Source organism: Wenzhouxiangella psychrophila (assembly GCF_042310375.1).
GTDB lineage: Bacteria > Pseudomonadota > Gammaproteobacteria > Xanthomonadales > Wenzhouxiangellaceae > Wenzhouxiangella.
On sequence record NZ_JBHJMQ010000004.1, the window covers coordinates 136897 to 148993 of the forward strand.

Genomic DNA, 12097 nt, shown 5'->3' on the forward strand with positions numbered 1-12097 from the left:
GGTCTCAATCCGGCCGTACGGCGTGGAGAAAATAGTTGACTCGCGGCACGCCGCCGAAGTGGACGGTTCGCGAGAGCGGGTTGTAGCTCATGCCGGTGATTTCGCGTACCTCCAGACCGGCCCGGCGGCAGGCTGAGGCCAGCTCCTCCGGCCGGATCAGGCGGTCGTAGCGATGCGTACCCCGCGGCAGCAATCCAAGCACGTACTCGGCGCCAACGATGGCGGTCGCCCAGGCAAGCGGCGAGCGGTTGATGGTGCTGAATAAGAGTTGCCCGCCGGGCCGGCACAATTCGGCGCAGGCGGCGACCGTCTGGGCCGGATCGGGCACGTGCTCGAGCATTTCCAGGCAGCAGACGATATCGAAAGATCCGGGTTCATCCTGCGCCAGTGACTCGGCGGTGATATGCCGGTAATCGACTTCGAGACCGCTTTCGACCATGTGCAGACGGGCGACTTCGAGTGCGCGTGCGGCCGCATCGATTCCGGTTACCCGCGCGCCCCGACCGGCGAGGGCCTCGCTGAGCACACCCCCGCCACAGCCGACATCGAGTATCCGCTTGCCTTCCAGGTCCACCCGCTCGGCCAGATACTCGACCCGGGGCCCATTGATGTCGTGAAGGGTCCTGAAATCGCCCTCGGTGTCCCACCAGCGCGCAGCCAGGGCATCGAATCGATCCGACTCGCGCAGATCGACATTGCCTTGCTCGACTCCGGCGTTCACGACTTCGCCGCCCCGGCATTGCCCTGGTCGCTTTCGAGCAATCGCCGTCCCCACTGCGTCGCTTCGCGTGCGGTGCGCTCGATATCGAGTGTCGTCAATTCACCCCGCTCGACCACGCGACGACCCTCGATCCAGACATCGCTGACCTGGTTGCGCGAAGCGGCATAAACCAGGTGCGAGATGACGTGGTGGACCGGCGAGGTTGCCATGGCCGACAGGTCGACGGCCGCCATGTCGGCCCGCTTGCCCACCTCGATCGAACCGATACGGTCGTCCTGACCCAGTGCCCGGGCCCCGTTGATGGTCGCCATCGACAGGGCCCGCTCGGCAGGCACCGCCTCGGGGTCGCCGCTGGCGCCCTTGGCCAGCAGCGCCGCCAGGCGTGTTTCGGCGAACATGTCCAGGGTGTTGTTGCTGGCCGCCCCATCGGTGCCGATAGCCACGTTGACGCCGGCGGCATCCAGCTCGGCTACCCGGCAGATGCCGCTGGCCAGTTTGAGGTTGGAAGCCGGGCAATGCAGAACGTGAACGCCGGCACGCGCCAGACGGGCAATATCGGCGTCGTCGAGCTGTGTCATGTGCACGGCCAGCAGTCTGTCCGTCAAAAGGCCGAGCGAATCCATCCGATCCAGCGGCGAGAGACCGTATTGATCGAGGCTGTCCTTGATCTCCCCGGCCGTTTCGAGCAGATGGAGATGGACGGGGATATCCATCTCCTCGGCCAGTGACCGAATACGGTGAAAGGCCTCGTCGGTGACCGTGTAGGGCGCATGCGGCGCGAAGGCCGATGACACCAGGGGCATTTCGAGCAGCTGCTGATGCATCTCCAGGCCGCGACGGAAATACTCGTCTTCGGTCTGGGCCCAGGCCGTCGGCACTGAAATGATCGGGATACCGATACTCGCGCGCATGCCGACACGGTCGGCCGCCGCCGCCGTCACGTCCGGGAAGAAATAGTTGTCGTTGAAGCAGGTCGTGCCGCCGGCAAGCATCTCGGCCATGGCCAGGTCGGTGCCCACGCGGACGTATTCAGCGCCCACCCAGCGTTGCTCGGTCGGCCAGATGTGATCCTCCAGCCAGCGCATCAGCGGCAGATCGTCCGCCAGCCCGCGCATCAGTGCCATCGCGCTGTGAGTATGGATATTCACCAGCCCCGGCATCAAGGCGTGATCGGGCAGGCGCGTGGCCGTTGCCTTCGGATGCGCCCTGACCAGCTCGTCGGCCGGGCCAAGCGCTGCAATCCGGCCCTCTTCGACCAGGACACCATGATTTTCGAGCACGGATCCCTCCGGGCGGACCGGAACGACCCAGCGCGGCAGGAGGATTTCGGTGCCGTCAGCCACCGGATCAGTCCTTGACCCGCGACATGTATTCGCCGGTGCGCGTATCGACCTTGATCACTTCGCCCTCCTGGACGAAAAGCGGTACCCGCACCGTCGCACCGGTTTCGAGATTTGCGGGTTTGCCGCCGCTGCCCGAGGTGTCGCCCCTCAGGCCGGGATCAGTCTCGACGATCTTCAACTCGATAAAGTTCGGCGGCAGGATCTGGATCGGCGAACCATTCCAGAGCGTCACCTGGCACATGGCTTCTTCCTTGAGCCACTTGGCTGCATCCCCCACCACCTTTTCATCGGCAGCCAGCTGTTCAAAGGTTTCAGTGTCCATGAAGTGCCAGAACTCGCCGTCGCTGTATATATACTGGATTTCCTTTTCGAACACGTCGGCGGCCTCGACCGATTCACCGGACTTGAAGGTTCTCTCGATCACACGACCGGTCAGCAGGTTGCGCACCTTGACACGGCTGAAGGCCTGGCCCTTGCCAGGCTTGACGAACTCGTTCTCGACGATGTTGTAGGGATCGCCGTCGAGAATGATCTTCAGGCCCGACTTGAACTCGTTGGTACTGTAAGTTGCCATGATGACTCCGGATTACAATGACGCCCCGGCCACGGTGGTCGGGGCGATGATTACTCGGGATACCAATTCATAATGAAGTCGCATAGTTTAGCGCGAACGGCATCCACACCCAAGCGAAGCGGCTGGCGTGCTCAATTGAAAGACGCCGCACGCAACCCGGCCACCCTGCTCGCAAGGCTGGGTCTGGAGCCGGGTGACGAGCCGGCAGTCAGCCGCTTCCCGATGCTGGTGCCGCAGCCGTTCATCGACCGCATGCAACCCGGCGATCGAAGGGACCCTTTGCTGCTCCAGGTGCTTCCCGACCGCGGCGAGAACGAATCCGTTTCGGGTTACAGCGACGATCCGGTCGGAGACCGGGCCAGTTCGGCCGGCCGGGGCGTGCTGCACAAGTACCACGGGCGTGTCCTGCTGGTCGCCACCGGCGCCTGCGCGGTTCACTGCCGTTACTGTTTCCGCCAGGCTTTCCCCTATGCCAGTGAACATGCGGGAAACGGTCATTGGCGCCCCGCGCTGGACTACATCGCCGGTGACGAAAGCATCGAAGAGGTGATCCTCTCGGGCGGCGACCCGCTGATGCTGCCGACCCAGCGGCTACGCGACCTGACAACACAACTGTCGCAGATACCCCATGTCCGTCGGCTGAGAATCCATACCCGCCTGCCGGTCATCCTGCCCGACCGCGTAACCCGGGACCTGCTCGACTGGATCGGCAGCCTGCCCTGGCCGACGGTGATGGTGATTCACGCCAATCACGCCAACGAATTCGACGAAACGGTCGACGAGGGCTTGCGCGCGATCCGAGGCTGCGGCGTTCACCTTCTCAACCAGGCGGTATTGCTGGCCGGAATCAACGATTCGGCGCCGGTCCTGTGCGAGCTGATGCGACGGTCTTTCGCCGCCGGCGCCCTGCCCTACTACCTGCACCTGCTCGATCCGGTATCGGGCGCCCAGCGCTTCGAGAGCGACTGCTCGCGCGCCATAAGCATGATGGAAACACTTCGACGCGAACTCTCGGGTTATCTTGTACCCAGGCTCGTCCGCGAAGTGGCCGGCGAGCCTTACAAGCTTCCGGTACTTTAACCGGCCGCCCAGCGGCGATAAGATTCCAGACAACAAGAAACACAGGCATACCCGATGGCCAACCAGCCGACCGAAATCCGCATCCTGACCGTCACCGATGATCCCTCGGCCCCGCGCCAGCTCCAGCAAATGCTCGGGGACGATGCCGGCGTGCGCACATTGTTCGCCGATACCGGCAATGCCGTTTCACGGACCTTCGAATCCGAGCGGGTGGACATGGTCATGATCAATGTCGATTCGGCCGACCTGCCGCTGTTCGAGGCGAGTGTGCGTGCGGCCCGGGAACAGGATCGCTTCGTGCCGATAATGGCGATGATCGACGAGGAAGACAGTCGCTCCGCAATGGCCGTCGCCGCGGTCGGCGTCGAGGGCTTCGTCAACGAGACCGGACTGCGGCAACTCAAGCGGCTGGCCTTGAGACAGGTCGAATCGCTGAGGGCGCGCAAGGACGCCGAACAGGCGTTGAAGAGCCTGGCCGATATCGAAGACCGCTACACGCTCTTGCTCGACAGCTCCAGCGAGGCCATCGCCTACATCCACGAAGGCCTGCACATCTATGCCAACCGCGCCTATCTCGAGCTATTCGGCTTCGAATCATTCGAGGATCTCGAAGGCCTTTCCATGCTCGATCTGCTCTCGTCCAGCGATGACGGACCGGACCTCAAGCAGGTACTCAAGGCGATTGCCCGCGACGATCTGCCCGAAGAAGAACTGTTGCTCAACGCGCATCGGCAGGACGGCTCGGCTTTCACGGCCTCGGTCGACTTCTCTCCCGCCCGCTACGGCGGCGAATACTGTGCGCAGATGCTGGTGCGCGAGAAGATCTCGCACGCCGACCCCGAACTCGAGGAGGAGCTGCGAAAGCTCAAGACCTCCGACATGCTGACCGGCGCACTCAACACGCCGGCTTTCATTGAATTGCTCAATCAGACCGTCGAGGGACGGCCGGATACCAGCGGCCTTTCGGTGCTGGTGCTGTCACTGGACAATCACGATGACTTGCTCGACAAAGTCGGCGTAGGCGCCACCGACGACCTCGTTCGCGAGACCTCGGAACTGTTCCGTGATGTGGTTGGTGAAGGCTACACGATGGCGAGGCTCCGAGACCATACCTTCGCCCTGGTCGCCGACTGCAGCGACCGCGGCGAGGCCGAGAAACTGGCCAGCGAAATCGTGGAAAACTGCTCGGGCCGGATCATCGACGTGCGCGACAACAGCTTGACCGTTTCGGTCGCCGTCGGCCTGGCCATCGCCGGCAGCGAGCTACCGCACCCAGAGGCCCTGATTGAACAGGCCGAATCGGCGCTGGCCGAAGTGCTTCGGGCCGGCGGAAACGGCTTCGTACGCTATCGTCCGCGTGTATCGGCCGAAGGCGAGGAGGATGACGCGGCCTGGGGCGAGCGCCTGCGCCACGCTCTCGATCACGACGAGTTCGGTTTGGTCACCTCTCCCATCACCAGCATGGAGGAGGATGATTTCCTCATCAGCGAGGTCGAAACCCGCCTGCGTCCGGAAGACAGCGACGAGGTCGTCTTGCCCTCCGTGTACATGCATATTGCCTCGAGAGTGGGACTGGCAACAAAGCTGGATGCCGACATGATGGATCGACTCCAGGCCCTGGCGCGCGAGCGCAATGACGAAAGTGGACAGTGGCTGGTGCCGCTGAGCCTGGACACCATCGGCGATGAGCAGTCCGTCCTCGATCTTTTCAAGCGCCTGGGTGACCCCGCCCTGGATCCGAAACGAATGATTCTCGGTTTCCGCGAAACCGAGATCCGGGAAAAGCTGAGGCCGGTTCAGTCATTCATCGAGCGCTTCCGTGAAAGCGGCTGCCGATTCGCCCTATGCGACGTGGGACCGGACGCGCCCGCTGAAAGCCAGTTGCGGCACCTCGACCTCGACTTCGTGCGCCTGGCACCGGAAATGATCCAGGACCTGAGCGACAACGAGGACCTCAGGCAGAAACTCTCCACCCTGGTCAGCCACGCACGCGAGCACCAGACCCGAATCATCGCCCCCCAGGTCGAGAACACCGGTGATCTGGCCACGTTGTGGCAGTTCGGGATCATTCTGGTTCAGGGGGAGTTTGTACGTGAGGAGGCTTCCGCTTAGCCTGGAGTCACCTTGGGTGACTGTTGCCACCGCACGCGGTGGTGGTCTCGACAAGTCAACTGCAATTTCGCCCGGCGCGCTTCGCGCGCTCTTGCGGCGAATTCCTTTTGCCTCGCGCGGCAAAAGGAATCAAAAGCGCGCTTAAAAGACAGGCGGATACGTCTCAGGAACCTTCCAGCGGAGTGGCTTCACAGAATTACGGCTGGGGCTTTTCTCGAGCCCGGCCGAATTCATCCGGGCTCCGATTCGAGCCTTGACGTGGCCTGACCCACGGCCCCGACCTCGATGAATGCCAACAGCGGCGCCAGGGCGCCCATCCTCGCGGCCAATGGAAGTTGGCCTCGTCGAAGTCGTACCGTTTCGGTGCGGGCTACGCCCGATCTCTGCCGAGGACGCCACCCAATTCGACCGAGCAGGAGCGAAGACGCAGGCAAAATACTGAAGCCCGCACACCAGCTTGGTCCTGCGGCGCATCCGCACTCTTTTCAGCGCGCTTTTGGTCACTTTTTTCGCGCGAGAAAAAAGTGACTCGCCGAAAGAGCTTGCGAAGCAAGCCGGGCGAAACAGCTTTTGAAGTGTCGAAGCCCGCACTGCGGGCGGTAGCAACAATCTATGAACGCGCACCCTCGGATAATGCCCGGATGCGTTCTTCCAGCGGCGGGTGACTCATCAACAGGCGTTTTAACCCGCCGCCGACGCGTCCGCGGATTCCGAATGCTTCCACGGACTCCGGCAACTGGGCCGCACCGTGGACCTGGCCGAGGCGTTTCAGCGCCGCGATCATGTTCTGGCGGCCGGCCAGGCTGGCTCCGCCGGCATCGGCCCGGAACTCGCGCCAGCGCGAGAAAGCCATGGTGATCATGCTGGCCAGGATGCCGAGCACGATCTGCAGCACGATCACGACCAGGAAATAACCGGGGCCGTAGCCGCGCTCGCTGCGAAAGACCGCGCGGTCGATGATTTGTCCGAGCACGCGCGAAAGCAGCAGCACCAGGGTGTTGAGCACGCCCTGTAGCAGGGTCATGGTCACCATGTCGCCGTTGGCCACGTGGCTGACCTCGTGGGCGAGGACTGCTTCAACTTCGTTCTGGCGCATGTGCTGGAGCAAGCCGCTGCTGACGGCGACGAGTGAATTGTTGCGCGAAGCACCTGTGGCGAAAGCGTTGGGTTCCGCCGCTTCGTAGACGGCAACGTCCGGCATACCGATGCCCGCTGCTTTCGCCTGTTTCGCGACCGTATCGATCAGCCACTGCTCGGTGCCGTTGCGCGGCTTGTCGATGACGTGAGCGCGCGTGCTCATCAGCGCGATCTTTTTCGACATCAGCAGCGAAACGATTGCGCCGCCCATACCGAAAACCACGGCAATGACCAGGATGAAGGTGCTATTAACGTTGATGCCCTGCCGGACAAGCCAGGGCTCGAGCAGGCTCATGACCGTACCGAGCACGACCAGCACGGCAAGGTTTGTGGCCAGGAACAAAACGATTCTGCGCATGACGGTTCTCTCGGAATGCGGATAGCTGACCGGTAAAATGGCGGCATGCCTCCACCTTTCCAAGTCTGCCCGTGAGCGCTTACGACAAGTTTCCCGCGGCCTACGTTGGCCGCTTTGCCCCCTCGCCCACCGGCGCGCTCCACTTCGGTTCCCTGGTGGCGGCCGTAGGCAGTTATCTGCGCGCTCGCAGCCTGGGCGGGCGATGGCTGGTTCGGATCGAGGACATCGACCCGCCGCGCGAGGTGCGGGGTGCGGCCGACGAGCAGATCGCCACCCTGGCCGCCTTCGGCCTGAATCCGGACGCACCGGTCAGCTACCAGAGCCGATCGGCACAGCTGCACGAAAAGGCCCTGGAACAACTGCTGTCCGACGGCTCGGCATACTGGTGCGGCTGCAGCCGGCGTGACCTGCCGCCCGATGGTATCTATCCCGGCACCTGCCGACACGGGCTTCCGCCGGGTCGCAAACCGCGCAGCGTGCGCCTGCGCACCGATGATGCCGAAGTCGAGTGCTTCGCCGATGCCGTCCAGGGCGAATACTGCGATCACCCCGGCCGCATCGGCGGCGATTTCATCATCCGACGCGGTGACGGGCTGATTGCCTACCAGTTGGCCGTGGTCGTCGACGACGCTGCTGCCGGCATCACGGAGGTGGTGCGTGGCGCCGACCTGCTCGATTCGACGCCACGACAACTTCTCGTCTATCGTCGTCTCGGCCTGGAGCCGCCCGGATGGCTGCATCTGCCGATCGTCACCGACGAAAACGGCCGCAAGCTGAGCAAGTCCGACGACGACGATCCCGTCGTTGCTTTTCCACACGGTGAGGCATTGCGCCTTGCTCTGCGAGCCCTCGGTCACGAACCGCCTGCCGGCACCGGGTCGCTTGAGGCGCAGCTGGACTGGGCCCTCGCGCATTTCGAAATCGGCAGGATCCCGAAGGGTCCCATCGCCGTCGGGGTTCATCCCTCGTAACGGGAACGTTATACTCACTCATTAACCAGCGGCCAGTAACAACGACTGAATGAATCCCAACTACCTTGATTTCGAACAGCCCATCGCCGAGCTCGAGGCCAAGATCCGCGAGCTGAGAAACGTCGGTTCGGGCGTCTCGATGAACCTCGAAGAGGAGATCCAGCGCCTCGAACAGAAGTGCCGGGATCGCACGGAAACGATCTTTTCGGAATTGAGCGACTGGCAGATCTCGCAACTGGCTCGTCATCCGCAGCGTCCTTACACGCTCGACTACGTGCCGATGGTCTTCGACCGCTTCGAGGAATTGCACGGCGACCGACACTTCGCCGACGACCACGCCATCGTCGGCGGCCCGGCCATGCTCGATGGGCTCAGCGTGATGCTGATCGGCCACCAGAAGGGTCGCGACACCCGCGAAAAGGTCTATCGCAACTTCGGCATGCCGCGCCCGGAAGGCTACCGCAAGGCCCAGCGCCTCATGGAGATGGCGGCCCGCTTCGGAATGCCTATCGTCACCTTCATCGACACGCCGGGCGCCTACCCCGGCGTGGGTGCGGAAGAACGCGGCCAGTCCGAGGCTATTGCCCGCAATCTGGCCGTGATGTCGCGCCTGCCCGTTCCGATCGTGTGCTTCGTCATCGGAGAAGGCGGCTCCGGAGGGGCCCTGGCCATCGGGGTGGGCGATCGCACCAGCATGCTGCAGTACAGCATCTACTCGGTCATCTCGCCCGAGGGCTGCGCTTCGATCCTGTGGAAGAGCGCCGACAAGGCACCGGTGGCGGCCGAGGCCATGAGCGTGACGGCCAGCAAGCTCAGGAAGCTCAAGCTCATCGACAAGGTCATCAAGGAACCGGCTGGCGGCGCGCACCGCTCGCCTCACGAGGTCGCGGTTCGAATTCGCGAAACCATCGTCGCGCAGATCGACTATCTTGCCAGCCAGCCTGCCGAAACCCTGCTCTCCGAACGCTACCAGCGGCTGATGGCGCACGGGGCGTTCGAGCGGCAATAGCGCCTCCCGCGGCCATGCCGGCCGATCGCGTTGTACTCCAGGACCTGCCCGGCCAGGCCCGCGTGGTGGTGGCTTTCAGCGGCGGTCCGGATTCGGTCTGCCTGCTGCACCAGCTTGCCGATTGCGATCCGGGGCGTGAGCTCGTATGCGTTCACGTCGACCACGGGCTTGATCCTGGAAGCCGAGATCGCGCGGTCAAGGCGGCACAGATCGCCGCGAGCCTGGGCGTCGAGTGCAGCATCGTGCAAATTGCAGTAGAGCGCGGCCACGGCCCCGAAGCGGCAGCTCGCGACGCCCGGTACCGGGCTTTCGAAGAACTGATCGAATCCGGGGACGTGCTGGTGACCGCGCACCATGCCGACGACCAGGCCGAAACCGTTCTCCTGCGCCTGGTCAGGGGTGCCGGCCCAGATGGACTGGCGGGCATTCCTGCCGTGCGCCGCTTCGGCCCTGGCTGGCTGGCCCGTCCCCTGCTCGACTGGGAACGACGAGATATCGAAAACTGGCTCGAGCGTCATGAACTCGATTGCATCAGGGACCCGGCCAACGATTGTCTCGATTTCGATCGCAACCACCTGCGCCATGAAGTACTACCCGCCCTTCGTCAACGCTGGCCGGGCCTGGATGCCGCACTGCGGCGTTCCGCCCGCCTGTGTGGCGGTGCAGCCGACTTTATAGCGAAAAAGGTCGCGCTGGACCTGGATCAGGCTGGCGCAACGAGCGGACGACTCGACCTCGACCGACTCGCCGATAACGGGGACTACTACCGTGGTGCCGCAATTCGCGCTTGGTGTATTCGCAACGGTCTCCAACCACCGCCCGGGCGGCGTCTCGATTCGTTCCTGGAGCAACTCTCGACTGCTGAATCCGATCGCTGCCCGGAGTTGCGCTGGGGCGAGCATGTGCTCCGCCACTGGGCCGGCGCGATCTGGCTCGAGTCCGGTCTGGCGCCGCCGTTCGAATGGGGCCTTCCGTGGGACGGCTGCGAGCCGCTTCGCCTGCCCGACGGTCTCGGCCTGTTGGAACTGCTCGGTCCGTCCGGTCCGCCGCTGTGCCTGGAGATTCGCTCCGGACAGGATGGCGAGTCGCTGAAACCGGCCGGCGATGCTCACCAGCGCCCCTGCAAACGCCTGCTGGCGGACGCCGGGGTGCCGCCATGGCAGCGGCGCCAGTATCCACGCTTATGGCTGGATGGCGAGCTTGTCGGTCTTGGTGCGCGATGGCGCACGGCCGAATTCGACCGCCTGATGCACCGCCGCAACCAGTCCCTGCAGTGGACACCGGGGTCGCGCCCAATTACGGCGGCTGAGTTAGAATCAGGATCATGAGCAAGGAACAGACAAGCACAAAGAGTCAGACCGACAAAAAGCCTGATTTCGAGGCGTCGCTGGAGGAGCTGGAAGGCCTGGTTGAAGCGCTCGAGTCGGGTGAACTGAGCCTGGCCGAATCACTCGATCGGTTCAAACGCGGCATCGAGCTGTCCAAGCATTGCCACGAAATGCTCGACCAGGCCCGCCAGTCGGTCGAAATCCTGACCCGCCCGGAAGACGAGGACTCGGCGCAGGCGTTCGACCGTCCTGGAGAGTGAGCCTCGATTTCACCTTGCGGAACGCGGTTTCGGAGGCCAGCCATGCAACACCGGATCATGATTTCAGCCGTCTGCGTTCTGCTCGCGCTACCCGTCGCCGCAGAAGTCTACCGATGCGAAACGGACGGCGTTATCGCCTTTTCCGACCGCCCCTGCGGCTCGAACCAGACGCTCCACGCAGGCGGCAAGGGCATCAGTTTCGTGGTGCCCGACGAGAGCCTGCCGGCCATCGGCGAGGCTGCGCAGGCCTTCATCCGGGAACGACGGGAGCGAATCGCGAACCGCAGTCTTCCGCGCCCTTCGTCCGAGGCTGCTTTCCCGCCACAGCCTTTCGAGGGGCGCGCGGAGACCGTCTATGTCCCCTGGCCGGCGCTGGCGCCTGTCGATGGCCGGAATGTCGGCAATCGCGGCCGACGAGACCATGTGGATACCCGGCCCGGCAACCCCGGGAACGACCGCTATTCTCCCCTCAACGGCCCGATTCTCGGAACCCGGCCGAATTCAGCGGCATTCGAACGCCGGGACCGAGGCCGCGACCAGCGGGATCGTTGAGGCGCCTCAGTAGCCTTCGAGTACGTCGACGCCGTCCGGCACCGAGAATTCGAAGACTTCGGAGCTGATTTCCGGATTGCGTTCGAGCTCGAACAGGCGCAGGCGCGTGAGTTGCCCGAAATCGTCCTCCAGTTCGAGTTGCCGCGGCAGCCCGTCGCGGAAGTAGAGTCTTCCCTGAACGATATCGGTTGCGTCCTCGAGCGGTTCGAACTCGATCACCTCGCTGCCCGAGTCCGTGACCCGGTAGAAGCGATCGAGCAGTTCGGGCCGGGTCAGGACCAGCAAGGGGGATTCCGCGGCACCGGGCTGTTCGCGAACGGTGACCTGCTCGAGCGACACGTCGTAGTGCCAGAGCTGCTCGCCGTCGGCAACGATTTCCTGCGGGAAAGGCTCCGCATAGCTCCAGCGGAAGCGATCGGGCCGGGAATAGTAAAGCTCACCGGATGATTCTTCCGTTACCCTGCCATCGGCATCGACGGTCACTTGCTCGAAGCGCCCCGAAAGGGTCTCGAGATCCTCGGCAAAAGCGTCGAGCTGGGCACGTCCGTCCTGCGGCGCACCGGATGTGGAAACCGCGAGCAGCAGGGCGGCCAGCCAGTCCATGATCATATTGTGGGTTCTCCTTCGCAGCGTCTGGAGTACGAGTGTGCTT

At 63.7% G+C, this 12097-nt stretch carries 12 protein-coding genes; 7 read left to right on the forward strand and 5 right to left on the reverse strand.

Features of this window, described 5'->3' with window-relative positions:
• Positions 1-4: 4 nt before the first annotated feature.
• From ubiG to efp, 3 genes are read right to left on the reverse strand one after another with little or no spacing between them, the layout of a single operon-like run.
• Positions 5-721, reverse strand: coding sequence for a bifunctional 2-polyprenyl-6-hydroxyphenol methylase/3-demethylubiquinol 3-O-methyltransferase UbiG (ubiG, locus tag ACDC66_RS07250; protein WP_376696026.1), 717 nt, complete (start codon positions 719-721; stop codon positions 5-7).
• Complete coding sequence (locus ACDC66_RS07255) at positions 718-2064, reverse strand: TRZ/ATZ family hydrolase (RefSeq protein WP_376696027.1); 1347 nt, start codon at positions 2062-2064, stop codon at positions 718-720. Before ACDC66_RS07255 ends, ubiG begins: the two co-directional genes overlap by 4 nt.
• A 4-nt stretch (positions 2065-2068) precedes the next feature.
• Complete coding sequence (gene efp, locus ACDC66_RS07260) at positions 2069-2638, reverse strand: elongation factor P (protein WP_376696028.1); 570 nt, start codon at positions 2636-2638, stop codon at positions 2069-2071.
• 72 nt (positions 2639-2710) lie between these two features.
• Between efp and epmB the strand changes: the two genes are divergently transcribed.
• The gene (gene epmB / locus ACDC66_RS07265) at positions 2711-3718 is read left to right on the forward strand and encodes an EF-P beta-lysylation protein EpmB (RefSeq protein ID WP_376696029.1); all 1008 of its coding nucleotides are present in this window, start codon (positions 2711-2713) and stop codon (positions 3716-3718) included.
• Between the two features lie 54 nt (positions 3719-3772).
• Positions 3773-5830 carry an EAL domain-containing response regulator gene (locus ACDC66_RS07270; RefSeq protein WP_376696030.1) on the forward strand — a complete coding sequence of 686 codons (2058 nt, stop codon included), beginning with the start codon at positions 3773-3775 and terminating at the stop codon, positions 5828-5830.
• A 610-nt stretch (positions 5831-6440) separates the two neighbouring features.
• On the opposite strand, the gene htpX is transcribed toward ACDC66_RS07270, so the two are convergent.
• Positions 6441-7325: a protease HtpX gene (gene htpX / locus ACDC66_RS07275; protein WP_376696031.1), complete on the reverse strand. Its 885-nt coding sequence runs from the start codon at positions 7323-7325 to the stop codon at positions 6441-6443.
• Positions 7326-7396: 71 nt separating this feature from the next.
• Between htpX and gluQRS the strand changes: the two genes are divergently transcribed.
• The 5 genes from gluQRS to ACDC66_RS07300 are packed head-to-tail and all read left to right on the forward strand — an operon-like array spanning position 7397 to position 11445.
• Positions 7397-8296, forward strand: coding sequence for a tRNA glutamyl-Q(34) synthetase GluQRS (gluQRS, locus tag ACDC66_RS07280; RefSeq protein ID WP_376696032.1), 900 nt, complete (start codon positions 7397-7399; stop codon positions 8294-8296).
• Positions 8297-8345: 49 nt separating this feature from the next.
• On the forward strand, positions 8346-9305 hold the full coding sequence (locus ACDC66_RS07285; protein WP_376696033.1) for an acetyl-CoA carboxylase carboxyltransferase subunit alpha: 960 nt from the start codon (positions 8346-8348) through the stop codon (positions 9303-9305).
• A gap of 14 nt (positions 9306-9319) precedes the next feature.
• Positions 9320-10633, forward strand: a complete 1314-nt coding sequence (gene tilS / locus ACDC66_RS07290) for a tRNA lysidine(34) synthetase TilS (RefSeq protein ID WP_376696034.1) — start codon at positions 9320-9322, stop codon at positions 10631-10633.
• The gene (locus ACDC66_RS07295; protein WP_376696035.1) at positions 10630-10893 is read left to right on the forward strand and encodes an exodeoxyribonuclease VII small subunit; all 264 of its coding nucleotides are present in this window, start codon (positions 10630-10632) and stop codon (positions 10891-10893) included. The genes tilS and ACDC66_RS07295 overlap by 4 nt, the downstream gene beginning before the upstream one ends.
• 42 nt (positions 10894-10935) lie before the next feature.
• Positions 10936-11445, forward strand: coding sequence for a DUF4124 domain-containing protein (locus ACDC66_RS07300; RefSeq protein ID WP_376696036.1), 510 nt, complete (start codon positions 10936-10938; stop codon positions 11443-11445).
• Between the two features lie 6 nt (positions 11446-11451).
• On the opposite strand, the gene lolA is transcribed toward ACDC66_RS07300, so the two are convergent.
• Positions 11452-12054 carry an outer membrane lipoprotein chaperone LolA gene (gene lolA / locus ACDC66_RS07305; protein ID WP_376696037.1) on the reverse strand — a complete coding sequence of 201 codons (603 nt, stop codon included), beginning with the start codon at positions 12052-12054 and terminating at the stop codon, positions 11452-11454.
• Positions 12055-12097: the final 43 nt, after the last annotated feature.

Bases quoted from the DNA above. Each gene is read 5' to 3' on its own strand.
- efp (WP_376696028.1), bottom strand. From the start codon at position 2,638: ATGGCAACTTACAGTACCAACGAGTTCAAGTCGGGCCTGAAGATCATT.
- epmB (WP_376696029.1), top strand. From the start codon at position 2,711: ATGAAGTCGCATAGTTTAGCGCGAACGGCATCCACACCCAAGCGAAGC.
- ACDC66_RS07270 (WP_376696030.1), top strand. From the start codon at position 3,773: ATGGCCAACCAGCCGACCGAAATCCGCATCCTGACCGTCACCGATGAT.
- htpX (WP_376696031.1), bottom strand. From the start codon at position 7,325: ATGCGCAGAATCGTTTTGTTCCTGGCCACAAACCTTGCCGTGCTGGTC.
- ACDC66_RS07285 (WP_376696033.1), top strand. From the start codon at position 8,346: ATGAATCCCAACTACCTTGATTTCGAACAGCCCATCGCCGAGCTCGAG.
- tilS (WP_376696034.1), top strand. From the start codon at position 9,320: ATGCCGGCCGATCGCGTTGTACTCCAGGACCTGCCCGGCCAGGCCCGC.
- ACDC66_RS07295 (WP_376696035.1), top strand. From the start codon at position 10,630: ATGAGCAAGGAACAGACAAGCACAAAGAGTCAGACCGACAAAAAGCCT.
- ACDC66_RS07300 (WP_376696036.1), top strand. From the start codon at position 10,936: ATGCAACACCGGATCATGATTTCAGCCGTCTGCGTTCTGCTCGCGCTA.
- lolA (WP_376696037.1), bottom strand. From the start codon at position 12,054: ATGATCATGGACTGGCTGGCCGCCCTGCTGCTCGCGGTTTCCACATCC.